Here is a 26,869-nt window from a genome sequence, read left to right on the forward strand (position 1 = left end):
CACGATATTTTCAAGAAATATAACAGATAAAGAAGTAAGGCAATGACAAATAAAGTAAAAGATCAAAAAGAACATACGCCAATGATGAAGCAATATTGGGAAATTAAGTCTCAATATCCGCATATGCTTCTCTTTTATCGAATGGGTGACTTTTATGAACTTTTTTATGACGATGCCCGAAAAGCCGCTAAGCTTCTCGATATTACCCTGACACAACGAGGGAACTCTGCCGGCGAGCCCATTCCTATGGCCGGTATCCCCCACCACTCTTCTGAAAGCTATCTTGCGCGTTTATTGAAACAAGGGGAATCAGTCGCTATTTGTGAACAAACAGGGGAAGTGACTGGCAAAGGGCCTGTCAAACGAGATGTCGTACGAATCTTAACACCGGGAACATTAACAGATGATTATCTCTTAGATGCCAAAAGTGAAAGTATTACCGCGGCGCTCTACTGCCATGAAATCAATGATAAAAAGCAATGGTTTATTGCTTGGATTAACCTTGCAAGCGCGCAATTTGCACTCTTACCACCTCTTAGTCAAGAAGCGATGGCCACCGAGCTACTACGCATTAAACCTTCAGAAATCATCTATAATGAATCACGCACCTTGCCGGGAAATATTCGCTCACTTTGCCATTTTACCGCTTATCCTGATTGGCATTTTGATCAAGCGCGCAACTATACGCTACTCTGTGAACACTTTAAAACGCAAAGTTTACAAGGATTCTCCTTAGAAGCGGATAACCCCGGCATTCAAGCAGCCGGTGCGCTTCTTACTTATGTTAAAGAAACACAAAAGGATCCTGTCAGTTATATCGATCATATTACGATTGAGTCTATCGATGATGCCATTATTCTCGATGTGACAACCCGCCGCAATTTAGAGATTGAGCGCACCCTTTATGGTGAAACTGATCATACAGTGAGAGCACTATTAGATGAATGTCAAACGCCGATGGGTTCACGCCTTCTCTCTCGCTGGCTTAATCGTCCGCTTCGAGATCATAAACTGCTCAATCAACGACTCGATCTGATTGAAGCCTTAGAGAGCGATCACTCGCCTCTTCGAGAAGCCTTACAAAATATCGGCGATTTAGAGCGTCTCGTGACCCGTATTGTGCTTAAAACCGCTCGTCCTCGAGACTTAACACAACTACGTAAAATTCTGCAAAACACACCTGCTATTGAAACAATTATCCGAGACAATAGCATCCTACTTGCCATCGATCCTATTTGGCTTGATTGGTTAAAACCCCAAGCAGAACTTTGTGCCCTACTTGAAACCGCTATTGTCGATGAACCCCCTCTTTTGATTCGAGATGGGGGTGTATTGAAACAAGGATATCACCAAGATCTTGATGAACTCATCGAGCTTAGTACAAAAGGGGATCAATATCTGCTTAATCTTGAAGTAACCGAACGAGAACGACTTAATATTCCCACTCTCAAAGTAGGCTACAATCGAGTTCATGGCTACTATGTTGAGGTTTCAAAACTCCATAGCGATAAAGTCCCGACCGAATATGTTCGCCGGCAGACACTCAAAGATGTTGAGCGTTATATTTACCCTGCACTCAAAGAATTTGAAAATAAAATTCTCTCCGCAAAAGAGCGCTCCCTTGCCCTTGAGAAAGCGTTATGGGATGAATTATTAGATATTATCGAACCTCATCAAACAGAGTTACGACTACTGAGTGAAGCGCTGGCCAATATTGATATCTTCATCACTTTAGGCCGTCTTAAAAATCGCTATCGTTGGTGCCGCCCACAATTTCAAGCACACATTGGTATTGAGATCACCAAAGGTCGTCACCCCATCGTAGAACGATCACTCTCGCGCTCCTTTATCCCTAATGATTTAACCATTGGGCCAAGTCGTAATATGCTCATTGTGACTGGTCCTAATATGGGGGGTAAATCCACTTATATGCGACAAACAGCGCTAATTGTGTTATTGGCACATATCGGCTCATTTGTGCCGGCAGATGAAGCAAAATTAGGTCCGATTGACCGGATCTTTACCCGAATTGGAGCACAAGATGATCTCAACTCGGAACAATCCACCTTTATGGTCGAGATGACTGAAACTGCAACAATCCTCAACTATGCAACGCATCAAAGCTTAGTGTTAATGGATGAAGTCGGACGTGGAACCTCAACCCTTGATGGATTATCATTGGCTTGGAGTGCAGCGGTCTATCTGACAGAAAAAGCCAAAGCGATGACCATTTTTGCAACTCATTACTTTGAAATGACTGAATTAGAAGAGCTCTATCCTACGGTCAAAAACCTCCATCTCGATGCGGTTGAGTATCAAGATGAGATTATCTTTATGCATGAAGTAAAACCTGGCGCAGCTTCAAAAAGCTACGGATTACAAGTGGCGGCGCTTGCCGGCGTCCCTAAAGCCGTCATCGAATCTGCAAAGCAGAAACTTTCGGAGCTTGAAGCGAGTTTCTCTCAGGTATCGGTGAATCAATCTCACAACACAATTCAGACAGAGATACCGCAGTCAGAAATCATCACCAAACAGCGTCAACAATCGCAAGCATCGCCTCAAAGTGAATTACCACTTTTTATGGATCTTCCCCCTTCAGAGATCGAGAATGAAATTAAAGCACTCGATCCTAATGATCTCACGCCAAGAGCCGCGCTTGATCTGATCTATCAATGGCAGAAAAAATTGCGGTAATCGAGAGGCAGATATCAATCATCGCAAGAATAACTGCTTCATCTTACGATTCAAATCACGATTAAACTTACGATTCAAATTATTTTTTACATTTCAGTAGGAGCTATTATGCAACCGCTACTCAATTATAAAATTACCGAACCTACAGTACCCAAACATCCCATCCCGATTCTTCTAATGCATGGTTTATTCGGCGATATGAATAATCTTGGCATGATTGCCCGCGGTTTAGAGGAATATCGTGTGATTCAGATTGATGCCCGTAATCATGGGGATTCTTTTCATAGTGACACCATGACGTATGAAGCGATGGCGCAAGATATTATCGCCCTACTCGACGCCCTTGAGATCGAAAAAGTGATTCTCATCGGTCACTCAATGGGTGGTAAAGCGGTCATGAAAGTCACTCAATTTGCCCCCGAAAGAGTGGCTGAACTCATTATGATTGATGTAGCGCCTGTTGCCTACGAAGAACGCCGACACGATGAGATTTTAGCCGCGCTCAAAGCGGTGACTGCTTCTACTGCCACAGATCGTAAAGAAGCCGCCGAAATTATGCGTCACTATATTGATGAAGAATTTGTGATTCAATTTCTCTTAAAATCATTCCGAGAGGGTGCTTGGCGTTTTAATGTCCCTGTATTAGATCGAGATTATGATGAAGTTGCCGGTTGGAGAACAATACCTACCTGGCATGGCCCGGCACTCTTTATTATTGGCGACGATTCCCCCTATGTTCTCAAAGAGTATCAAGCTGAAATCCAAGCCCAACTCCCTGATGCAACGGCAACAGTGATCGCCGGCGCTGGTCATTGGGTTCACGCACAAAAGACGGATTTAGTACTCAAAGCAATACACCGTTTCTTGAGTGACAATGAGGCTACAATCGAATCCCCTTAAAATCCGACTCTAAGGCAATAATTTCTATTGACAGAGTAGAAGTATAAGCAGTAGAATAACTCCCCTACCAACAAGTAGTAAACACAATGCCGGAGTGGTGGAATGGTAGACACGGAGGATTCAAAATCCTCTGCTTAATAGGCGTGAGAGTTCGAGTCTCTCCTTCGGTACCAAATGCAAATAGCGATCTCTCAAGGATCGCTATTTTTTTGTTTGTTGGATAATGGGTGGATTGTACCCTTATCTGTACCCTTGTTTTTAACGATAAGTTTACAATTAAAAATTGGGACTAAGATTCAACCCTTTCAATAATGAAATCTACATTGAATAATTGAGATTTTTTCATCACTTACTTCATACACTAGACGATGCTTCTCATCTATTCGCCGACTCCAAAATCCTGAAAGATTTGCTTTTAGTGGCTCTGGTTTTCCTACACCTTCAAAAGGTGTTCTTTGACACTCCTTAATCAAGGCATTAATTCTTTTAGGGGCTTTTTTATTTCCATTCTATGCTTCTATTATTCATCTTCAATCAATTCACACTCAATAATTTGACCTGATCGTAATTGCACAATAGATTCATTCAAACGATTAGCATTATTAGGGGAGGATAGAAGATATAATGTTTCCATTATACTATCATAATAATCTCGCCCCATAACTACGGCATGGCCCCTATCTTTTCTAGTGATGAGTGCTACCTCAGCATCTTCAACGACTTTATCTAAAATTAATTTTAGATTTTTACGGGCATCAGAATATGTGTATATATGCATCGTTCATCTCCTTGTATTTCTTTCACTTATCAATAGAAAATCAACAAAACCGCTTTAATATTTTTTATTAGCTGATATAAATATTATTATCTAATATATTGTCAGTAAGATATAAAATTCTCCTTTAACTAAAGTAATTCATTCATCATGCCTCAAACCAATTCATCCCAAATTCCTGCTGTTGAGTCGTCTTCGATGGCGTTTCTTTTGGCGCTTATTGCCGGCTGTCTTAATGGGTTTACTTACCATAAGATTAAAGCTTTTAGCACACTGCAATCGGGCAATTTAATTCTGCTTGGCGATAGTATTGCGATGGCTGATTGGGATCATCTGACTAAAATTATTGCGGTCACGATCGCCTTTGGGTTAGGTTCTATGACAACCGCCTTTATTGCTTATAAGGAGCTAGAACATAAACGGATTTGGTCCTACTCTATTTTAATCATTGAAGCGATAATTCTTGCCGTCATTGCAACCGGCATTTTAAATGAGATTCTCTCTATTACCCATATCTGCTTAATTATCTCGTTCATTGCCGGTATGCAGGGAAATGCGTTTCATAAAGTCAAAGGGATGACCTATGGTAATGTAGCCATGACACCTGTGGTACAAGCGGCGTTTAACTATCTCATGATTGCGCTCTTTGGGCGATTACAGGCTTGGCTTAAAAGTATGGTCTTTTTCTATGTTGTGATCGGCTTTGCGCTTGGTGGCTTAGTCGGCACCATTATGACGGCTTATACCGGGGAGAAATCTCTATTGTTGCCGGCATTTATTTTAATTTTGATCTTTATTCGGCTACTTTATGAACAAAAACGATATTCCAAGCCGATTGATTCTACTTATAATTGATCTTCTTTATAGTTATAGTAAATTTGGTTTAAGAAAAATGGCTTTTAAACAACTATTGTAGGGTTTTAAAAGAAGATAAAACCTGACTCACCAATACTTGCAAGACGCCGGATAGAACGGCTTCCTTGCTTTTTACAGCTGATACGCCGGCATTTAAATAACCTTATTTTGAACCGATCTCCCTATAAATTTTCTTTATAGTCAATTTAGAGAGAATTGAAAGCACAATAAAAGGGAAGCAAAATCACTTCCCTTTCCTTGCTGCTGTCATTGAAAATAATTGAATATCAAGCGATATCAATTATTCACCTAGAGCATATTGAGCTCTAATTTAGCGCGCAATGACATTCGTTGAGGTGTCCAGAATGGTTCCCATACGAGATCGACCATACACTCTTTAATTTCTGGAATTGAGTAGACTGCATTAGAAACCCATCCCGGCATTTCACCCGCGACAGGACAACCCGGTGCTGTGAGCGTCATATCAACTCTTACCCGGATATTATTTTCAGTCAGATCTAAAAACTCAATCACATAGATTAATCCTAACTCAAAAATATCTACTGGAATCTCAGGATCATAGACCTTTTTAAGCGCATCGATAATCGCTTCGATTAACTCATTCGGCGCTTCTGCAGGATTGACCCCTTCTGCAAAGAGAATTTGTGGGTAATTCGGTTCGTCTTGATTTACATCCATCGTACTATCCTTCACTTCTGTTTTTGATTCAAATTATCACAACCTGAATCTATTCAATATTATTCTGTTTTAGCGACTTCATCTTTTTCATGAATCGCAGAATGCAGCGCATGCCAAGCTAATGTGGCACATTTTACTCGTGAAGGATATTCACGAACGCCAGTTAAAACCCGTAATTTACCAAGGCCTTCACTATCTTCCCCATCGAGCATCACTGCATCATGAAATAGATTGAAAAGTTGATCAGCCTCTTCTACCGTTTTACCCTTAATTGCTTCAGTCATCATCGAACTTGATGCCGTTGAAATCGCACAGCCATCCCCTTGGAAAGAGACATCCGTAATGATGCCATCTTCAATCGTTGCGTAGACTTCAATCTGATCGCCACAAAGAGGATTATAGCCCTCTGCGTGATGGGTACAAGGATCAATCACTCGGCAATTACGTGGATGACGATTATGATCTAAGATCATCTCTTGATAGAGCTCTTTAATATCAAAACTCATGATAAATATTACCACCTTAGAAATAGAACTAAATTTGTACTGATTATAACGGATCAAGTCAACCTTGACGAGTATTGATTACGAGAATCGATCAAAACACCTCTTTAATACCCCTTTATGTTGTTATGCTAAATAGATCATTTAGCATAATTAATTATGATTTTCCCAGCGACTTATGCTACATAGTATTCTTTTAGAAAAAGAAAAACTTTTGCATATTTCTAATAAGCGTTCACTCAAGATCAGATAAAAGAACGCTAAAATGAATAATAGCAATCATGTTTACACTTTAATTCAAGATCTTCCCACCTATCGGATAAAAATCCTCGTTGGCTATTTTGCCTATTTGTGAGAAAATCAAAAGTCAATTTGAAATTGCCTCGTGTTATTTCACAAACAAATTCATATATAATTGGTACAAATTCATTAATGAATAATAGAAAAGGATGGTTACTGAATGAACTGGTTTGAACGCATAATTCCCATGATTCGTACCCAGAAAAAAGGAAGTACGGTTCCCGAAGGCGTATGGGCGAAATGTCGTTCTTGTGACGCCGTTCTCTATCAGCAAGAACTGAGCGCAAACTTACAAGTTTGTCCAAAATGTGATGCGCATATGCGAATTGATCCGCGTACGCGCCTACTTGCATTTTTAGATGAAAACTCAGCAACAGAACTAGGGACTGAGATTGAATCTGTCGACTTCTTAAACTTTAAAGATAGTAAGCGCTATCGTGATCGTTTAGCTGATGCACAAAAATCCACCGGCGAAACAGAAGCATTAATTGCAATGCATGGTACGCTTAAAGGTATGCCCATCTCGGTTGCTGCATTTAACTTCAACTTCATGGGCGGTTCGATGGGCTCAGTAGTGGGCGAGCGTTTTATTCGCGCGGTCAATTATAGCCTTGAAAACAATGCCCCTTTAGTCACCTTTATGACCAGTGGCGGTGCTCGGATGCAAGAAGGCTTAACATCACTCATGCAGATGGCAAAAACCTCAGCGGGAATTGCACGCCTCAATGAGAAGCATATTCCTTTTATCTCTGTTTTGACTGATCCTACCTTTGGGGGTGTATCAGCAAGTTTAGCCATGTTAGGCGATCTTAATATCGCAGAACCTCAAGCGCTAATCGGTTTTGCAGGCCCTCGCGTCATTGAGCAAACCGTTCGAGAAAAATTACCAGAAGGTTTCCAACGTTCTGAGTTTTTACTTGAAAAAGGGGCGATTGATATGATCATTGACCGCCGGCAGCTCCGCAATGAGATCGCAAGTATCCTTGCAAAATTAACCCATCAAGGCCAACCTTTAGATGAGGTCAATTAATCAATGGTTAATCATTTTAGGCTACAGATTTTAACTAAAGCTTTTTAATTAAAACTTTTGACTAAAATGAACTTTTGATTTGCTAGACAATAAGATATCACTCTCAAAAATATCAAGCTATCTTCTTCAAACATCCCATTACGATGTGAGCGAATAGAAGATAGCTTTTTTCTTGATTAGATAAGTTCTATAATAACGCGGTTTTATCTTATCCCTATCTACCCTATACGAGATCATCATGGCGCCAACACACTCCCTGCAATCTTGGTTAACTTATCTAGAAGCGATTCATCCACTTTCGATGGATTTCAAACTTGCGCGTATTCAAACAGTATATGCGCGGTTAAATCTTGCCCCTATTGCCCCTTTAATTATTACCGTTGCCGGCACGAATGGTAAAGGATCAACGTCTACCACCATTGCCAACCTCTATCGTGCAGCAGGTTATGAAGTCGGACTATTCACATCCCCCCATATTCATCGTTTTAATGAACGTATTCGCCTCAACCTCGAAGAAGTAGCAGACTCTCAACTAATTAAGGCGTTTGAGCAGATTGAGGCGGCAAGAGGCGAGATCACCCTAACCTATTTTGAATTTGCGACATTAGCGGCCTTTATCATCTTTAAAGAAGCCAAAGTTGATGTTGCTGTTCTTGAAGTCGGATTAGGCGGACGATTGGACTCTACTAATATTGTAGATGCGGATATTGCCATCATTACCCCTATTGGACTTGATCACACAGCCCAATTAGGCAATACTCTCCACGAAATTGCCGGCGAAAAGGCGGGGATTATTAAGCCTCATGCTTTCGTTGTCACTGCGGAAACAACGCCTGATAGTGCAATTATTGATAAAGCACAGCAAGAGAGAGCAACGCTCTACATCAACGGCAAAGATTATCGTTACCATGTATTAGACAATGGACAATTTGAGTATCAATGGCAGGAAAACTCTGCCATCCAACTACTCGCACCGAAATTACAGGGGTTACATCAATATCAAAATGCGGCCGCTGCGATTTCAGCGCTCTACCTCTCTCAATCGATTCAAAAGCCTACATTTAAAGCAAAACCCTTCGATCAAGCCACCATTCAAGCGGGTTTGCAATCTGTCAAACTAGAGGGGCGATTCCAAGCACTTACCCGGCAAGACTTTCCTCGAGTTTTTCTTGATGTTACCCATAATCCGCAAGGGGCAACAGCTTTACGCGAGCTTTTAGAATCCATTAAACAGAAGAGTCATCAAGCATTGCCCAACCAATCGATTAAAATCGTCGCGCTTCTTGGCATGCTACAAGATAAAGATGCTGCCGGATTAGTTACGCATCTTGCACAGGTCATTGATGAATGGGTAACCGTTTCGCTTGAGGGAGATCGAGGACAATCGGCAGCGGATTTAGCGTCAAGAATCACACCGCTTATCGCAAAAGCGCCCCAACAAGCCCCTACAATTGCTACGGGCTGCTCGCTTGCTTTAAGTGACTGTCAAGTTTATGATATTATCCTAGTATTTGGTTCTTTCCATATGATTGCGGAAAGTCTCGCTTGGTTTAAAGAGAACAATTATGTCTAAAACTACTTCAAATTCTATTACACAACGTATCGTTGGCGCAGTAGTATTACTCGCACTTATTGCATTGATTGCCGTATTACTATTCCAACCATCTGACAAATTACCAAGTACTGCCTCGAAAGGTCAAAGACCAACGACGACAGCACCAGAAGCGACTATCCGCCCAGGAAGCAATCAAGCACCACCGATTATTGTGCTTGAGAGCACGCCGGGGAATCAGGGGACTATTGCTCAAGGAACCATTAGCCAAGGCAATAATGTTACGCTTCCCAATATTACAGCTCCGGAGACTAATGCACCGTCAGTAGAAGTGGTAGATGAAGCAATTTGGCAACAAGTAGAGCAAGCAACCGCACAAGTTAAACCACCTGCACCCGCTAATAATCGCCCTATCGCACAAGGTTTTAACGCTTCAACACAAGCAACTGCACCGGCAGCACTGACTCACAACAATACAGCACAACAAAAACCAAGCTCTAAACCTAATAATGGAGCCGCTACGGCAAATACAGCTAAAAAGCCGGAGCCTACACCGCCTAAATTAGAGCTTGTTTCTAGTAGCCAAGCTAGCCAAAATCGAGCACCAGCGGCGACACAAAATAGCAAAGCGCCTGCTCAAACGGCGACAAAATCTGCGGCAAAACCGGCTACTCAAGGAGGGTGGTATGTCCAGTTAGGTGCTTTTGGTAAAGCAGAAAATGCACAGAAAACTTATAACCAATACAAACAATTAGGTTACAATGTGCGCATTCAAAAAGAGAATAACATTCATCGGGTACAAGTAGGTCCTTATGCTTCCAAAGAAGCCGCTGAACAGATTAAAACTCGCACCCGAAACTCAAAAGAAGGGATTAATCCTTCGGTTATTCGTATACCTTAAATTTCCCACCGCTCGATTCAATCGGGCGTTATGCTAGGAGCTTTTCATCGTGGATATTTCGACCATTATTGATGCCGTTATTATTGCCATTATCGCCATTTCAGTTGTTGTGGCATTTTTCAGAGGCTTTATCTCTGAAGCACTTTCACTTATTGTCTGGATTTTAGCCTTTGTGGGCGCTGTTAAATATTATGAATCTGTTGGTGAAATGCTCCCTAAACTTTTTGGAAATAGCATGAGCATGTTAAGCGGAGAGGATTCAATCTTCGGTGCACTCATCAGCTTTGCTATTACCTTCATTGGTTTATTGATTATTTTAGGGTTATTAAATCTACTCATTACATTCTTACTACGTAAATTCAATATCTCTTGGCCTGATCGCCTACTCGGGGCTTTTTTCGGCTTACTTCGTGGTATGTTCATTGTGGCCATTATTTCACTCTTTATTATCGAATCACCCTTCAAAGATAATGAATATTGGACACAAGCAAAATTAAGCCCGATTGCCTCATCTTGGGCGAATACACTTGCTGGCTTTATCCCTGAGAACTTCCTTGAAAGTATCAATACCTCAGTGATTGCACCAGCTAAAGCCTCAATTGAGCAAAATTCTGATACACTCAGATCTGAAGCTTTAAAATCTGTACTCTAATCCTATACAGATAGCATTCATACCGCCATAATAAAGCACCTTCAATAAAACGAAATAAAGGGGCATTAAAATGGATTAGGATGTGACATGTCAGTTGCATCATCATTTACCAATGCCCATTTACAATTATATCTTCACGAATATAGTTCACGGATATAACGTGACAGGAGAATCAACTATGCAAAATGTCGCACAGGATGAGATCGAAAAATTCAACGATCAAGATTGGTGGAACACGGATGGACCGCTTAAAACCCTACATGATATCAATCCTACCCGTTTTGAATTTATCAATACTTATGTGGATTTGCATAATCAGAAAGCGCTTGATATTGGTTGCGGCGGCGGCATCATTGCCGAAGGTTTAGCGCAACGTCATGCCCATGTTACAGCAATTGATATGGCACCTAATGCCATTGCGATTGCAAAAGCACATGCGGCCCAAACAGCTCTGCAAATTGACTATCAAGTAGTGACTGCCGAAGCGTTTGCAGAATCGCACAGTGAGGCTTTCGACGTTATTACCTGTCTTGAGATGCTTGAGCATGTACCCTCACCCCACTCTATTATCAATGCTGCCAGTCAGATGTTAAAACCCGGCGGCGCGATCTTCTTCTCAACCATTAATCGAACCTTTAAGGCTAAAAGTTTAGCGGTATTTGCAGCCGAAAATGTATTACGAATCGTCCCCAAAGGAACGCACGATTACAATAAATTTATTACGCCTCTCGAACTCTATGAGATGTGTGATGCGGCAGGTCTTGAAGTGAAAAAAATTCAAGGGATGAGCTATAATCCTTTTAATCGGGTAGCAGCACTGACTGATGATGTCAGCATGAATTATCTTCTCTATGCAAAAAAACGATAATTATTCTTATTTTCATTATTAATGATAATAACTATATCGATATAGAGTATCTATATGGAGAGTATCGATATAGAGTATTCATATAAGAGGTTGCCATCGGCAGCCTTTTTTTATGGCGATTGATAGATGAACGCCTCATAGCGTTACGACAGGTTCGCATAAATGGCTACTGAAAAGCCTCTTCAGTCTACAAAGAATCCGATGATACACTTGATAGATCCGTTTATCATCCCCATTATTCTAAATTAGAAATAATTGATACAACATCGAAGTCATACTGAAGAGTTTTAAAAGTAGCGCGATGTAATTTGATATCATAGTGACTTTATACGATTTACGATATCTGTCACATTTAGTTTAATCATGAGGATTTTTAAAGTATGAGCAAACCATTAACGGGCCGCGTTATTTTAGTTACCGGTGCTTCAGGCGCTATCGGCAAAGAGTCTGCCTTACGTCTTGCAGATCAAGGAGCGACAATCATTCTAATGGGCCGTAAAGAAGCCAAGCTAAATCCTATTTACGATATTATCGTCAATCGTGGTGGCGCAACGCCGGCGATTATTGAGATGGACTTTCTCAAAGTGACCGATCTTGATTACTACAATCTTGCACAAAATATTGCTCTAGAGTTTGGCAAATTAGATGGAATTATCCATAGCGCCATTAATCTAGGTTATCTCACCCCGCTTGCTCACAACTCCCCTGAAAAGTGGCATCATAGTCTACAAATTGGACTTCATGCACCATACTTCTTAACTCATGCAATGTTACCGCTACTCGATCAATCAGAACGTGCATCTGTGATCTTCTTCGATCATGCGGAAGTCGCTTCTGGTGATAAAGCTTACTGGGGAAGTTATGCGGTTGCAAAAGCAGGATTACACACTTTGATGAAGCTCTTTGCCCTTGAAAATGAATCTACTGGCAAAATTGCTTTTAATGCAATTGATCCAATCTGTATCAATTCATCCCTTCGCATGAGCGTAATGCCTGAAGGCGCGCCTGATGCGAAAGAGCTCCGTAAAGTGATCGATTTAGTATGGAAATTAAATGATCCTACCGAACCTTTTATTACCGGTACAACGCTCACTGTGGATGCCTAACATCCCCATAATATCGGCTTTGTACACCCCTTATTCTGATCTAGGAGGAGAATTATGATCAAATCTCACTCATTGAAGAAACTTTCAGCGATGCTGTTAGCCTCTTTAACACTTTCAACTGTAGCACTTGCGCAGCAATACCCTGAGATTGCAACTATCGATCAAACTCATGAGACTATTTTAGATAATGGACTTAAAGTGCTTGTACGGGAAGATCATCGCTCACCCGTCGTAACTACAATGATCTGGTATAAAGTCGGCTCAGTCGATGAACCTCGTGGTTTAGGTGGTATCTCTCACATGCTTGAACATATGATGTTTAAAGGCACCGATACTTTAGGTCCAAATGAACACTCTACCATTGTCGCAAACCTCGGCGGCCGAGATAATGCCTTTACTTCCACCGACTATACCGCTTACTTTGAAAGCTTACCCGCTTGGGAGTTAGAGACAGCGCTTAAACTAGAAGCCGATAGAATGGAGAATCTTGAGTTACGCGCTGACGATTTTACACCGGAACGCCTTGTTGTTGCCGAAGAGCGCCGGCAACGAACCGATAGTAATCCGCAAGCGAAACTCTATGAAGCATTTAATGCAACAATGTTTACCACCAGTGCCTATCGTAATCCTGTCATCGGTTGGATGCCTGAGATTGAAGGTTGGTCGCTTGAGGATCTACAAAATTGGTATCAACAATTTTATGCCCCTAATAATGCCACCGTTGTCATTGTCGGCGATGTTGATCCGAACAAAACGATCGAGATGGTGAATCAATACTTTGGTCACATTCCAAGTAGCGATAATATTGTCCGACCTGCCAATTTTGAAGTTGCACAAACAGGTGAAAAACGAATTGATCTTGCCTTGCCGGCGAATCTTCCTGTGCTCTTTATGGGTTATAAAACACCTAGTATCAATGAAACAGAAAATGAGATGGAAGCTGCGACCTTACTGCTCACCTCATTAATCCTCGATGGTACTCGCTCTTCTCGTCTTGAAAAAGCGTTAGTGCGAGATCAACAAATCGCACTACAAGCCGGTAATTACTATAATTATGGGGCTCGTTATACAACGCCCTTTACTTTCATCGGTGTCCCGGCAGAAGGTATTTCACTCGAAACATTAGAGAACGCCTTTAAGCAAGAACTACAGAAGCTACAGACCGAACCTGTCACTCAAGCAGAAATTGATCGTATTATCGGTCTTTATGAAGCAAGTAATATCTATGCACAAGATTCCGTCTATGCGCAAGCGATGTTACTCGGCCAAGCTGAAACAACCGGCGAAGGCTGGCAAAATGCCGAGAAAAGAGTGGAACTCTTAAAACAAGTGACGCCGGAAATGATTCAAGCTACTGCACAAAAATATTTCCAAGATGACCTTGCCACCGTTGCCACGTTGCATCCTAGCAATAAAAACGGTAGTGAGCGCCTCAATAACAATGAGACCACTGATAACACACTACTCATCGAGGGAGATGCTGTTACAACCGAAGAAGCTACAACAGACATAAAAGGAGCGGATCATGAATAAATTATTCCCACTCACAGAATACGCCCAATCAAAACGCCTTAATCTCAAAAAAATCGCTGTCACATTGATGACAACCACTGCGTTATTACTAGGGACAGCACATGCTGATACGGCAACAGCCAACAGTCCAAGCGAAACAAAAACGCGTACAGTGGAGACTTGGAAAACAGCAGAAGGTGCCGATGTTTATTATCGTTATGCGCCCGAAATTCCTATTGTCGATCTGATTGTTGCGGTCGATGCCGGCAGCTTTCGCGATGGTGAGCAATATGGTCTCGCTTCTATGACGGCAAATATGATGACAAAAGGCAGCGGTGAACTGGATGAAGAAGCCTTTTTAATTCAACTTGATCAACTACAGAGCAGCATTGGTGTCAGTAGCAACTTACAGCAGACTCGCTTTAGTTTACGTTCTTTAGCTGATGAGACACATCTTCAGCCGTCCTTAACGCTCTTTTATGATGTATTAGCACATCCACAATTTGATGAAGCAATCTTTGAGCGTGAAATTACGCAAGCCATTGATGGTGAGAAAGCCTTACTCGATGATCCGGCATCTATTGCTTCAGAGCTCTACTATCAAACCCTCTACCCTAATGGTTATCTCGGAGTGACCTCAGAGATGCTTCAAGCCTCTTTGAAAAAGCTAAAAGTAGAAGATCTGAAACAATTTAGAGATCAGTTCTATCATGCGAATCAAGCAAAAATTGTTTTTGTTGGCGATCTTTCCCAAGATGAAGCGAAAAATATTGCATCGCAAGTGAGTAAACTCCTCGGAAAAGGTGAAGCGCACACTGCACTTGCAGAAAAAAATGAAAAAGTAGCGCCTACCCGCGTTGAACGCTATTTCGATAGTCCTCAGACACAAGTGATTTTAGGACAAGCGGGCATTGATCGTTTTGATCCTGATTATCTTCCGCTTATTGTCGGTAACCATCTTTTAGGTGGCAGTGGTTTAACTTCAATGTTAATGACGACTATTCGAGAGAAAGATGGCTTAACTTACGGCATCTATAGTAGCTTTATGCCACTTTCAATTGCAGGCCCTTACTCTATTCGTTTCTCTACTAAAAATGCAAGCGTAGATGAAGCAATTGATAAGACAAAAGCGGTGATTCGTGATTTTATTGCCAATGGTCCTGAAGCGGAGGCATTACAACGTGCGAAGAATAATTTCGTAGGTTCATTGGTGCTTGATCTAGATAGTAATGCAAAACAGGCAAACTCTATCTTGAACTTAGCAACGTATGGCTTACCGCTAGATTATTACGAGACTTTGCCAGAAAAAGTTGCGGCAATCACACCGGAAGAGATACAAGCGGCTTTTAAAGCGCATGTCAACCCCGACGAGATGGTCACTATTATTGTCGGCGGTGACGTTGCACAAAAAACAGACGACACTACAGAAACAAAATAGCGTCATATCAATTGATTGCCAATAAAAGCAATACCTAAAACGCTATCCCCACCTTTCCACAGAAGCTGTGGATAAGTGTTGGGATAGCGTTTTTATATTGCCATTGCGTTCGATAAAATCGTCATTTCTAGTTGATGCGTGAAAATAATACAGTATAAATTTTATCTTTTTACCCATTTCCTCTATATTGATAGATCCCGCCTCTTAAAGCTTTCGATTTTATCGAGGACAATCTGCATATAATCTACAGATAATCAATAACCAACCACATCGAGGTTGAGCCACTCTTACCTAGCGCTATATAGCAAGATTTCCCATAATCCTATTCCATTATCTACCTTTTCTGAATAGACCATTTTGTAAATAAAAATGAGTTGCTTAGAATCAAGCGTTAAATCGTTCTATAATGGCAAACATATTTACCAATTTATATTTATCAATTTAAATTCATTGGCAGATCATGTAGATCCTTTCCCATATTTCAAATTTTTCGAATTTTTCAAATTTCAATAGTAAAACAACATAGATAATTGGCATGAATAGAGAGAATATAGTGCAGTTTTTCGCGAAAGATGGCCCTTTGAGCCAAGCAATCAAAGGTTATCAGCCTCGCGAAGAGCAGACCTTAATGGCAACAGCCATTGCTGAAGCGATTGATGAGAAAGAGACGCTCATAGTAGAAGCTGGCACCGGAACAGGTAAGACCTTTGCTTATCTTGTCCCTGCACTACTTTCCAAACAGAAGACGATTATTTCAACGGGCACTAAACATCTTCAAGATCAGCTTTTTGAAAAAGATATTCCACTACTTATTAAAACGCTTAAATTTCCTATCTCAACAGCGCTTTTGAAAGGCCGCAGTAATTATCTCTGTCTCTACCGTACAAAAACATTGCGAGCTCGAGGTCGTTTTGAAAATAAACGGCAAGTAGAGCAATTTTTCCGAATTGAGCGCTTTGCTCAACAAGATAGCATCGGCGATGTGACTCAGCTCTCCGGAATTACAGAATCCGATTTGTGGTCACAAGTGACCTCAACAACTGAAAATTGCCTGCACAACGAATGCCCCGATTTTGAAGAGTGTTTTGTGTTTAAAGCCCGAAAAAAAGCGATGGATGCAGATCTCGTTGTGATTAATCATCATATTCTCTGTGCGGATTTAGCCCTCAAACAAGAAGGCTTTGGGGAATTGCTACCGGAAGCAGAGATCATCATTATCGATGAAGCGCACCAATTAGCCGAAACTGCTGGACTTTTCTTTAGCACGCACCTCTCTACTAAACAACTTCATGATTGGGTTGATGATCTGAATAAAAGCGTTGCGGTTGAAGCCTCTGATTTTAGTGAACACGATGTGACGGCTGATGCCCTCTTTAAAGCATTAGTAGAACTGCGTAAAGCGCTCCCCTCCTATAATCAACGTTATGCCTTAGCGGACTTTGCCGAAAACGGCGCGATTACCGATCTCTACAAAGAAGTGTATGATATCCTAAAGCATCTCCATGATATCTGCGAGCCCCTCAAAGTCCGGGCGCAATCTTTTGCCAAATTATTAGAAAGATTAGAAGAGTACATCAGCACTTGGAAAATTCTATTACTAGCCGAAAAAACTGAACATTCAGTCAATGCCATTAATTGGCTTGAAACCTTTACCCATACCATTACTTTTCATTCAACACCGCTTGATATCTCAGAGCAATTTCGGAAAAATAGTGGCCTTCTACAAGCAAGCTGGATTTTCACATCTGCCACATTAGCCGTCAAAGATGATTTTAACTACTTTGCTCGCCCCTTAGGATTGAGTAGCAAAAAGAGCCTTAAATTAGATAGTCCTTTTGATTATCCGCGCACTTCTCTTCTCTACCATCCAGATCATCTACCGCTTCCAAATGATCCTCGTTTCTTACCAGAGATGATCGAGACGATTATTCCGATTTTAGAAACCACTAAAGGGCGCGCTTTTATTCTCTTTACGAGCTATCGAGCATTGAATGAAGCGAAAATGTTATTACAATCGAGGGTTGATTATCCGCTCTTTGTACAAGGGGATCTACCGAAAATGGCACTCATTGAGAAGTTTAAAGAGTCCGGCAATGGCATTTTACTTGGCACAATGAGCTTCTGGGAAGGGGTTGATGTGAAGGGTGATGCACTCTCTTGTGTGATTATTGAGAAATTCCCCTTTGCTTCACCGGCTGACCCGATCGAACAAGCGAAAATGGCACTGATCAAAGAGCAAGGTTATGATCCATTTAATACCTATCAGCTACCGAAAGCGATTATCGCCCTAAAACAAGGCGTTGGTCGACTGATTCGCGATCATGATGATTATGGTGTATTGGTTATTGCCGATACAAGACTTTCAAAAAGTCGTTATGGTAAACGCTTCTTAGAGAGCCTACCGCCGATGACCAAGACCTTAAAACCGGAACGGGTTCAACGTTTTTTTGACTATATCGAAAATAAACGAGAAACTAAGCAATAATTTTACCCTTGAGATCAATTATGGATACTTCAATTTTTGGCATTATCTTTATCATTCTTGGCTATCTAATCGGATCGCTCTCCTCTGCCATTATTCTCTGCCGTTTAGCAGGACTTCCTGATCCACGCACCGAAGGTTCTGGCAATCCTGGCGCAACGAATGTGATGCGTATCGGTGGTAAAAAGCTTGCAGCACTCACGCTACTTGGGGATCTATTAAAGGGATTGATTCCGGTGTTGATCGTTCGGCTTCTTGGGGAATCGGCACTCACCATTTCTCTCGTGGCCGTTGCCGCATTTTTGGGGCATCTCTATCCTGTTTTCTTCGCATTTAAAGGCGGAAAAGGGGTTGCAACAGCATTTGGTGCAATTCTTGGATTAAGCCCGCTTGTAGCGCTCTGTGCTTTTGGTGTTTGGCTTGTTGTATTTGCAATTAGCAAAATCTCCTCACTCTCCGCACTTATTGCGGCTATTTCCGCACCTATTTTTCTCTACCTTTTTGATGCTTCGGGCGCAACGGTTTGGGCAGTGATCATTATGGATCTCTTCTTAATCTATCGTCATAAAGGCAATATCGAAAGATTACTCAAAGGCGAAGAAGGTAAATTGAAGGCGAAAAAATAAGAGAAGCCTATGCAAAAGATCCTGGAGATACTTTTAAGAAATCGCAATGGATAAAGTTGCTTTCAAATTCTCTTAAAATTTTCTTTTAATTCACTCAGTAAGGATCATTGAGAAAGATATTATTTCTATGAAAAGAGCGTTTTATCAAGGCGCTCTTTTCTACTAACAAAGCTTTTCTATCGCCGATTCTACTATTCACTTAGAGAATCGGCTATAATAAGCTCTATTTAAAATTCCTATTTTAAGGACATCATGAAAGAACGTTTACAAAAAGTTTTAGCAAACCTGGGATTAGGTTCGCGCCGAGAAGTTGAAAATTGGATTAGCGAAGGTCGCATCAAAGTAGATGGCGAAACCGCAATCCTTGGCTGCCAAGTGGATGGTACAGAGAATATCACGCTTGATGGTCGCAAAGTCGAGATCAGCAATGAGCAACAAGAACGCCGAGTTTTAATCTATTATAAGCCTGAAGGTGAAATCACTTCACGTCACGATCCTGAAGGTCGCCCAACGATCTTCGATAGCCTGCCACGTATTAGTCAAGGCCGCTGGATTACCGTAGGTCGTTTGGATATTAATACCCAAGGTTTACTACTTGTGACGAATGATGGTGAGCTTGCCCATCGACTTATGCATCCTTCTCATGAACTTGAACGTGAATATGCTGTCCGTGTTATCGGCGATTTTACCGATGAAATGGCAGATAATATGCGTAATGGCATCGAATTTGAAGATGGCGTTTCTAAATTTGAAGAGATCCTTTGGTCTGGCGGTACAGGTGCGAACTTTTGGTACCATGTTACCGTAAAAGGCGGTAAAAACCGTGAGGTTCGCCGTCTTTGGGAATCACAAGGCTTAATGGTTTCGCGCCTAATCCGTATTCGTTATGGCAATGTCGAACTTCCAAAAGGGCTTAGAGAAGGTCAATTTATCGATATCGATCCTGAAACACTCAAAGAATTAGTGGAATCTGTCGGTCTTGAGCATCAACGTGTCGTCCTCGATGAGAAAACAGAGCGTCAACGCTCTAAAGCTCGACGAGTAAGCGGTAGCCAAAGAGAACGCCGGGCAGAATTGAGTCGTGATCATCGTAGCAGTGATCGCCGCAGTAATGATCGCAACCGATCTGAAGGCAGAAGCTTTAATAGAGATGGTGAGCGCCGTAGCTTTAGTGATCGCGATAATCGTAATAACGACCGTAACCGTTCTGAAGGCAGAAGCTTTAACAGAGATGGCGAGCGCCGTAGTTTCGGTGATCGTGATAATCGTAGCAATGATCGCCGTAGTAATGACCGCAATAACGATCGCAGCCGTTCTGAAGGCAGAAGCTTTAATAGAGATGGTGAGCGCCGTAGCTTTGGTGACCGCGATAATCGTAGCAATGATCGCCGTAGTAATGACCGTAGCAACGACCGTAACCGTTCTGAAGGTAGAAGCTTTAACAGAGATGGTGAGCGCCGTAGCTTTGGTGACCGCGATAATCGTAGCAATGATCGTCGTAGTAATGACCGTAGCAACGACCGCAACCGTTCTGAAGGTAGAAGCTTCAACAGAGATGGCGAGCGCCGTAGCTTTGGTGACCGCGATAATCGTAGCAACGATCGTCGTAGTAATGACCGTAGCAACGACCGCAACCGTTCTGAAGGTAGAAGCTTCAACAGAGATGGCGAGCGCCGTAGCTTTGGTGACCGCGATAATCGTAGCAACGATCGTCGTGGTAATGACCGCAATAACGACCGCCGAGACAATAATAATGGCCGTTTTGAACGTTCGGCGCCAAAGCGCACACGCGATTAAGTTATCGTAAATATATAGAAATCTACAATAATCCTAAAGCGCTTTTACGGCGAAAGCTCTGCTGTAAAAGCGTTTTTATTTGGAAAATTCAAAATAAGGTTATCCAAGAATCAATTTCTATCATTTACTTCAATACCTTATAATACACTGCAATATTGATCAAACAGATCAATGATCACTTAGCGAGAGGAATTATGATGAGTACAACACCATTAGCACTTAAAATTACCAATCTAAAAAAACAGTACAAAAATGGCAAAGTCGCGCTTAAGGGAATTGATCTTGAAGTCAAAGAGGGCGATTTCTTTGCCCTACTCGGCCCCAATGGTGCCGGAAAATCCACCACTATCGGGATTATCACAGATTTGGTAGAACCCTCTTCTGGAAATGTGGAAATTTTTGGCGTTAATGCGCAAAAAAACAAAAATCTTGCTAAATCGATGATCGGCTTAGTGCCGCAAGAATTTAACTTCAATCCTTTTGAACCCGTCGAAGAGATTGTCATTAATCAAGCGGGATACTTAGGGATTCCCCGATCAGAAGCGAAAAAACGGACAGCCGAATTACTAGCACTACTCGATCTTTCAGATAAAGCCAAAGTGATGGCAAGAGAGTTATCAGGCGGAATGAAGCGTCGCTTAATGATTGCACGTGCGCTTGTGCATAAGCCTCGTCTACTCATTCTTGATGAACCCACTGCCGGCGTTGATATCGAAATTCGCCGACAAACCTGGGAGTTAATGCAAAAGGTCAATCAATCCGGTACTACGATTATTCTCACGACCCATTACCTTGAGGAAGCAGAACAGATGTGTAAAAACATCGCCATTATCAATCATGGCGAAATCGTGCAAAGAAGCTCGATGAGTTCACTTCTTAGAGAATTACAATCAGAGTCCTTTATCCTAGATCTGAGCGAAGAGATTCAGGAACTCCCTGAAATTGAGGGGATTCGTTTAAAAGTGATTGATCCTATGACTTTAGAGGTTGAGATCACCAAACCGTATACAATTAACGATCTCTTTATGGGGCTCAATACTAAAAATATCAAAATTGATACGATGCGTAATAAATCTAACCGACTAGAAGAACTCTTCTTACGTATCACACAAAAAAGCAGTCATCACAGCACATTAGAAGGAGGCCAACATGAGTAATCGCACCTATTGGATCGCGTTCTACACTATTTTAACCAAAGAGATTTATCGATTTATTCGTATCTGGCCACAAACATTACTGCCACCGCTGATTACCACTATTCTCTACTTCTTAATCTTCGGTAAAGTGATCGGTGATCGAGTGGGTTCAATGGATGGCGTGACTTATGCGCAATTTATCGCGCCTGGCCTTATTATGATGACAGTCATCAGCAATAGTTATTCAAATGTGGTCTCCTCATTTTTCAGTGCAAAATATACACATCATATTGAAGAGATACTCGTTGCACCGGTACCGAATCTTGTCATTATTGCCGGCTATGTGATGGGAGGTGTTGCTCGAGGGCTTGCGGTAGGCGGTATTGTGACCATTGTCGCGCTCTTCTTTATTGATATGCCAATTGATAATATTTTCTTGATGATCTTAATATTTCTCTTAACTTCGTTGGTCTTCTCACTGGCAGGATTGATTAATGCAGTTTTTGCGCGAAACTTTGATGATATTTCGATTATTCCGACCTTTATTTTAACGCCACTGACTTATCTTGGTGGCGTATTCTACTCTGTGTCGTTATTGCCATCATTTTGGCAAAATCTCTCTTACTTTAATCCGGTACTCTATATGGTGAGTGCTTTCCGTTATAGTATTTTAGGCGTTTCAGATATCAATATCTGGACCGCTATCACACTATTAATCGGTTTCTTTGTCGTGCTTTTTGGCGTTGCTTACTATTTACTTCACAAAGGAATTGGTCTTAAATCTTAATAAGATATTGCCTTTTCATAGCAAGATATTGATATGATTAATATCAGGCACTGTAAAATTTGAGATCGTTGTCATAATTAAGATTCTACTATCAAAAACAGTCTATTTTATGACACAATAAAACGTTAAAGTTACATCACCCTATCTATTCACAACTGAGAATATTCGCTTTATGAAATATTTAAAATACTTAGGTTTATTTGTTGCTGCCTCGTTTCTAGGGGCTTGTGCGGGCAATCCACCAAATCCTTACGATCCTTATGAGGGATTTAACCGCCCTACTTACCGATTTAATACCGCGGTAGATAATGCTATTGCCAAACCGGTTGCCAAAGGGTACGTCAAAATTGTACCTAAAACCGTTCGTAAAGGTGTGGGTAATGCGCTCAATAACCTTGGTGATACACGCAATATGGTTGTGAATTTAACCCAAGGCGAAGTCACCGCTTCTCTTGAGAGCTTACATCGTTTTGTCTTTAACTCAACCTTTGGTCTATTAGGTTTAGTGGATGTTACAGAGCTCTTCAACTTACCGCCTAAACGTGTGAATGATATGGGCACCACCTATGCGAAAATGGGTTGGGCAAATAGTAACTACCTTGTAGTACCTTTTATGGGACCATCTACTTCACGTGATACCGTCGGTGTAATTTCTGATGCTTTTGCAACACCTTATACCTATGCATTCAATGAGTGGGTAGATCTTGGAGTACTTGTAATGGGGGTTGTGAATTTACGAAGCGAGCTATTAGATGTCGGCTCAGTAACGCAATCAGCCGCACTCGATCCTTATGTTTTCCAACGTGAAGCGTATATCCAATACCGTAATCAACAGCTTAAAGATCGCGGCGTAAAACATATTAAATCTGCACATGAACGCGAAATGTTGCTAGATGATGCTGATTACGATGAAGAAGATGATAGCTTGTCGATTGCTGATCTTGCTCGCCAACGCAATCAGTAGTACGAATAACCAATATCTGGCTAAAAAGGCGCTTAGTCGAATGGATTAAACGCCTTTTATTTATCAACATTTATAAAGGATTGATGGTCTATGATACGTCGTTTTTTAAACCTCCCTCTAAACATTGGAGAAGATCTTAGCCTCAAAGATGATGATTACAACTATATTGCCCGAGTGCTTCGTAGTCGTGAGGGTGATCCGATTGTACTCTTTAATGGCAAAGGTGGAGAATATCATGGCATTATTACTGAAATCACCAAACGTTACCTTACCGTCAAAATCAAAAAATATAATCCGGTAAATCGTTCAAGTTCAATCAAGATCCATCTATTACAATCCCTCGCCAAAGGCGAAAAAATGGACTTTATTCTTCAGAAGAGTACCGAATTAGGAGTGAGTGAAATCACACCGCTTACGACAGAACGTAGCGTAATCCATCTAAAAGCCGATCAAGTAGATAAACGCCTAGAACGTTGGAGCCATATCATTACCGCTGCTTGTGAACAATGTGGGTTAAATATTCCGCCTAAACTCAACGCACCTGTTTCTCTTGATGGCTGGCTTGCCAATATCCATCCGAGTGAACATAATTTAGTCCTAACGTTAGCGCCCTCAGCGCTCTCTTCTCTGGGGCAATTCCTACATGATGTCGTAGCTGAAGACCCTGAATTTTTCTCGGAAGATCACGAAAAATCAGATCGAACATTGACTATTATCATTGGGCCAGAAGGAGGATTAAGTGAACGTGAAATTGAGCTACTTGATCGACATGGCGCCAAAAATGTCACATTAGGGGAACGGATTTTACGGACAGAAACAGCAGCATTAGCGGTTATCGCCTCGATTCATAGCTCCATTGGTGATTGGTCAATAGATCGCCTTCGCTCCCCATTTTAAGCGAATTATCCTATCGATATTTGCTATATACTGAGATCTATCACAACCATTATTTACGACCATCATTTGCGATCATAATTTACAATAACCATTTACAGTAACACATTTACAGTAACAAGTTAACGATGATCAATGACTACTAGCATTATGCTAAAGCTAGAGGAATCACTATGACAACCAAGAACATATCGAACCTACGCATTATTTTTATTACCGATCCAATCCATACATTACCTGCCAAAAAAGATACCACTATTGGCATGATGATGGGCGCACATAGCTTAGGCTTACCGATCTACTACACCGAGCAACCACAAATCTACCTCAAAGAGGGGACGGTTCACACAACTGCGAAGCGAGTTCATCTAAAACTTGCCGGCGAGAACAAACTCGCATCTGAGCAGGATTGGTATGATGTGGAAGCGCCGGAGAACTTCACCTTTGGCCCGAATGATATTGTGCTACAGCGTAAAGATCCACCTTTCAACATGCACTATATCCATACGACTTATCTACTTGAACTTATTGAAAAGCAAGGTTCATTAGTATGTAACAATCCCCGTTCACTTCGGGATTGCAATGAAAAGATGTTTACTACTTGGTTCCCTGAGCTCTGCCCTACGACATTAGTCAGTAGTCAAAGTCATCATATCAAAGCCTTTATTGCAGAACATCAAGATACCATTGTTAAACCACTAGATGGCATGGGCGGCAGCTCAATTTTCCGAGTGAAAGCTGATGATCCAAACCTCAATGTCATTCTTGAAACCATGACAGAACATGGGCAGACATCGGTGATGGTACAACGTTATATTCCTGAGATTACAAAAGGGGATAAACGTATTATTCTGATTAATGGCGTACCGGCACCTTATCTTTTAGCGCGTGTACCGGCAAAAAATGAGACTCGTGGCAATCTTGCGGCAGGTGCAACCGGTGTTGTCCAAGCGCTCTCTGACCATGATCTTAAAATTTGCCAAACCTTGGGCCCTGAACTCGTTAAACGGGGACTCTATTTTGTCGGACTTGATGTAATTGGTAATTACCTTACCGAAATCAATGTGACAAGCCCCACAGGTATTCGTCAAATTGATGCGGAAAAAGGAACTTTCTTAGGGAAAGATCTGATTGAAGCATTAATTAATGTTTGGCAGAGTCGTCACGCTCAATAACAGCGCTGAATAACATGTAGTAACATGCTTAGTAACGGCGATTTTATCACGTCAAAGATATGGCAAGGATTTCTACAATAATGGTCAATAGAGCTACAATCCCACAATTCCCTTCCGCTGAAGTTTTAGCCTTACTTGAAACGATGGTGAAGATTCCTTCACCTTCGGGCTTTACTGAGTCGATTTTAAGTGCCATTACCGAGCGTCTCTCTGAACTCAAAATTGAGATTCGGAAAACGAATAAAGGGGCAATTATTGCTCATATTCCCGGTGAAGACCGAACACAGGCGCGCCTCTTAACTGCGCATGTCGATACGCTTGGGGCGATGGTCAAATCGATCAAAGCAGATGGGCGATTGCAATTGAGTAAGATCGGGGGCTTTAATTGGAATGCCGTGGAAGGGGAATATTGCACGATTCATACCCGTAAAGGCGACACATTTACCGGTACTATTTTACTCCATGAAACTTCGGTGCATGTCTATTCTAAATCAGGTGAAATTCCTCGAGATGATCAGCATATCGAAGTGCGCCTTGATGTTGAAAGTCACACAAAAGCTGAAACTCAAGCGTTAGGAATTGGGACTGGGGATTTTGTCTCTTTTGATCCTCGGTTTCACTATACGCCTAATGGTTTTATTAAATCACGACATTTAGATGATAAAGCAAGTGTTGCCCTGCTTTTAGCACTGATTAAACAACTACAAGATACACCACAATTGCCCTACTCTCTCTACTTCTACTTTTCGAATAATGAAGAGATTGGCTTTGGTGGCAATTCTGCGGTGCCGAGTGAGGTGGTTGAATATTTAGCAGTTGATATGGGCGCGATGGGCGATGGGCAGACAACGGATGAATATTCGGTCTCAATCTGTGCGAAAGATTCTTCCGGTCCTTACCATTATCAATTGACGAATCAACTTATCCAATTAGCAGATGATGCAGAGATCCCTTATCAAGTGGATATTTATCCCTTTTATGGTTCAGATGCCTCAGCGGCAATGCGCGCGGGATTAGATCTACGTCATGCCTTAATTGGCCCCGGCATTGAGTCATCTCATGCCCTTGAACGCACACACCAAAAATCATTAGAGGCAACCTATCAACTGCTTTACCGTTACTGTTATGCGCCGATGATTTGAGCTATTTTGCCCGATAAGCCTTTAGAGAGATGCTATAATATCGGGCGATTTAATATTATGCGTAATCGTTTCACATTATAA

At 41.6% G+C, this 26,869-nt stretch carries 23 protein-coding genes, 1 tRNA gene and 1 pseudogene; 21 read left to right on the forward strand and 4 right to left on the reverse strand.

Annotation, left to right across the window (positions count from 1 at the left end; all coding sequences use genetic code 11):
• Positions 1-42 precede the first annotated feature (42 nt).
• From mutS to DC083_RS00700, 3 genes are all read left to right on the forward strand, one after another.
• Complete coding sequence (gene mutS / locus DC083_RS00690) at positions 43-2,694, forward strand: DNA mismatch repair protein MutS (protein ID WP_109188375.1); 2,652 nt, start codon at positions 43-45, stop codon at positions 2,692-2,694.
• A 108-nt stretch (positions 2,695-2,802) separates the two neighbouring features.
• The gene (locus DC083_RS00695) at positions 2,803-3,594 is read left to right on the forward strand and encodes an alpha/beta fold hydrolase (protein ID WP_109188376.1); all 792 of its coding nucleotides are present in this window, start codon (positions 2,803-2,805) and stop codon (positions 3,592-3,594) included.
• Positions 3,595-3,682: 88 nt separating this feature from the next.
• Positions 3,683-3,767 (forward strand) — tRNA-Leu (locus tag DC083_RS00700).
• 132 nt (positions 3,768-3,899) lie between these two features.
• On the opposite strand, the pseudogene DC083_RS00705 reads toward DC083_RS00700, so the two are convergent.
• Positions 3,900-4,097: pseudogene (locus tag DC083_RS00705) on the reverse strand (Txe/YoeB family addiction module toxin); the annotation flags it as partial.
• 17 nt (positions 4,098-4,114) lie between these two features.
• Positions 4,115-4,372: a type II toxin-antitoxin system Phd/YefM family antitoxin gene (locus tag DC083_RS00710; protein WP_109188378.1), complete on the reverse strand. Its 258-nt coding sequence runs from the start codon at positions 4,370-4,372 to the stop codon at positions 4,115-4,117.
• Positions 4,373-4,519: 147 nt separating this feature from the next.
• Between DC083_RS00710 and DC083_RS00715 the strand changes: the two genes are divergently transcribed.
• On the forward strand, positions 4,520-5,224 hold the full coding sequence (locus DC083_RS00715) for a YoaK family protein (RefSeq protein ID WP_109188379.1): 705 nt from the start codon (positions 4,520-4,522) through the stop codon (positions 5,222-5,224).
• A gap of 309 nt (positions 5,225-5,533) precedes the next feature.
• On the opposite strand, the gene DC083_RS00720 is transcribed toward DC083_RS00715, so the two are convergent.
• Positions 5,534-5,923 carry an iron-sulfur cluster assembly protein gene (locus tag DC083_RS00720; RefSeq protein ID WP_026878547.1) on the reverse strand — a complete coding sequence of 130 codons (390 nt, stop codon included), beginning with the start codon at positions 5,921-5,923 and terminating at the stop codon, positions 5,534-5,536.
• Positions 5,924-5,982: 59 nt separating this feature from the next.
• The gene (gene sufU / locus DC083_RS00725; protein ID WP_109188380.1) at positions 5,983-6,429 is read right to left on the reverse strand and encodes a Fe-S cluster assembly sulfur transfer protein SufU; all 447 of its coding nucleotides are present in this window, start codon (positions 6,427-6,429) and stop codon (positions 5,983-5,985) included.
• Between the two features lie 457 nt (positions 6,430-6,886).
• Between sufU and accD the strand changes: the two genes are divergently transcribed.
• From accD to DC083_RS00810, 17 genes are all read left to right on the forward strand, one after another.
• Positions 6,887-7,756 carry an acetyl-CoA carboxylase, carboxyltransferase subunit beta gene (accD, locus tag DC083_RS00730; RefSeq protein WP_026878549.1) on the forward strand — a complete coding sequence of 290 codons (870 nt, stop codon included), beginning with the start codon at positions 6,887-6,889 and terminating at the stop codon, positions 7,754-7,756.
• Positions 7,757-7,994: 238 nt separating this feature from the next.
• Complete coding sequence (gene folC, locus DC083_RS00735) at positions 7,995-9,329, forward strand: bifunctional tetrahydrofolate synthase/dihydrofolate synthase (RefSeq protein ID WP_109188381.1); 1,335 nt, start codon at positions 7,995-7,997, stop codon at positions 9,327-9,329.
• A complete protein-coding gene (locus tag DC083_RS00740; RefSeq protein WP_109188382.1) occupies positions 9,322-10,209 on the forward strand; it encodes an SPOR domain-containing protein in 888 nt (295 codons plus the stop codon). Before folC ends, DC083_RS00740 begins: the two co-directional genes overlap by 8 nt.
• 49 nt (positions 10,210-10,258) lie before the next feature.
• Entirely contained in the window at positions 10,259-10,861 is a 603-nt protein-coding gene (locus tag DC083_RS00745; RefSeq protein WP_157954855.1) for a CvpA family protein, read from the forward strand.
• 178 nt (positions 10,862-11,039) lie between these two features.
• Positions 11,040-11,729: a bifunctional 2-polyprenyl-6-hydroxyphenol methylase/3-demethylubiquinol 3-O-methyltransferase UbiG gene (gene ubiG, locus DC083_RS00750; protein WP_109188384.1), complete on the forward strand. Its 690-nt coding sequence runs from the start codon at positions 11,040-11,042 to the stop codon at positions 11,727-11,729.
• A 380-nt stretch (positions 11,730-12,109) separates the two neighbouring features.
• Positions 12,110-12,835, forward strand: a complete 726-nt coding sequence (locus tag DC083_RS00755) for an SDR family NAD(P)-dependent oxidoreductase (protein WP_109188385.1) — start codon at positions 12,110-12,112, stop codon at positions 12,833-12,835.
• Between the two features lie 54 nt (positions 12,836-12,889).
• Positions 12,890-14,368, forward strand: coding sequence for a M16 family metallopeptidase (locus DC083_RS00760; protein WP_109188386.1), 1,479 nt, complete (start codon positions 12,890-12,892; stop codon positions 14,366-14,368).
• The gene (locus DC083_RS00765; RefSeq protein WP_109188387.1) at positions 14,361-15,785 is read left to right on the forward strand and encodes a M16 family metallopeptidase; all 1,425 of its coding nucleotides are present in this window, start codon (positions 14,361-14,363) and stop codon (positions 15,783-15,785) included. The genes DC083_RS00760 and DC083_RS00765 overlap by 8 nt, the downstream gene beginning before the upstream one ends.
• Positions 15,786-16,320: 535 nt before the next feature.
• Entirely contained in the window at positions 16,321-18,270 is a 1,950-nt protein-coding gene (locus tag DC083_RS00770; RefSeq protein WP_109188388.1) for a DNA repair helicase YoaA, read from the forward strand.
• Between the two features lie 20 nt (positions 18,271-18,290).
• Entirely contained in the window at positions 18,291-18,893 is a 603-nt protein-coding gene (plsY, locus tag DC083_RS00775) for a glycerol-3-phosphate 1-O-acyltransferase PlsY (RefSeq protein ID WP_109188389.1), read from the forward strand.
• Positions 18,894-19,145: 252 nt separating this feature from the next.
• Entirely contained in the window at positions 19,146-20,690 is a 1,545-nt protein-coding gene (gene rluB / locus DC083_RS00780) for a 23S rRNA pseudouridine(2605) synthase RluB (RefSeq protein WP_109188390.1), read from the forward strand.
• 197 nt (positions 20,691-20,887) lie between these two features.
• The gene (locus tag DC083_RS00785) at positions 20,888-21,847 is read left to right on the forward strand and encodes an ABC transporter ATP-binding protein (RefSeq protein WP_189364504.1); all 960 of its coding nucleotides are present in this window, start codon (positions 20,888-20,890) and stop codon (positions 21,845-21,847) included.
• Positions 21,840-22,613 (forward strand): ABC transporter permease, encoded by a 774-nt coding sequence (locus DC083_RS00790; RefSeq protein ID WP_109188392.1) that lies wholly within the window; start codon positions 21,840-21,842, stop codon positions 22,611-22,613. The genes DC083_RS00785 and DC083_RS00790 overlap by 8 nt, the downstream gene beginning before the upstream one ends.
• Positions 22,614-22,785: 172 nt before the next feature.
• On the forward strand, positions 22,786-23,577 hold the full coding sequence (locus tag DC083_RS00795; RefSeq protein WP_109188393.1) for an MlaA family lipoprotein: 792 nt from the start codon (positions 22,786-22,788) through the stop codon (positions 23,575-23,577).
• 90 nt (positions 23,578-23,667) lie between these two features.
• Positions 23,668-24,474, forward strand: coding sequence for a 16S rRNA (uracil(1498)-N(3))-methyltransferase (locus tag DC083_RS00800; protein ID WP_109188394.1), 807 nt, complete (start codon positions 23,668-23,670; stop codon positions 24,472-24,474).
• A 170-nt stretch (positions 24,475-24,644) separates the two neighbouring features.
• Complete coding sequence (gene gshB, locus DC083_RS00805; RefSeq protein ID WP_189364506.1) at positions 24,645-25,646, forward strand: glutathione synthase; 1,002 nt, start codon at positions 24,645-24,647, stop codon at positions 25,644-25,646.
• A gap of 80 nt (positions 25,647-25,726) precedes the next feature.
• A complete protein-coding gene (locus DC083_RS00810) occupies positions 25,727-26,788 on the forward strand; it encodes a M42 family metallopeptidase (protein WP_109188395.1) in 1,062 nt (353 codons plus the stop codon).
• Positions 26,789-26,869 lie beyond the last annotated feature (81 nt).

Origin of the sequence: Ignatzschineria ureiclastica (assembly GCF_003121845.1) — a bacterium.
Classification (GTDB): Bacteria; Pseudomonadota; Gammaproteobacteria; order Cardiobacteriales; family Wohlfahrtiimonadaceae; genus Ignatzschineria; species Ignatzschineria ureiclastica.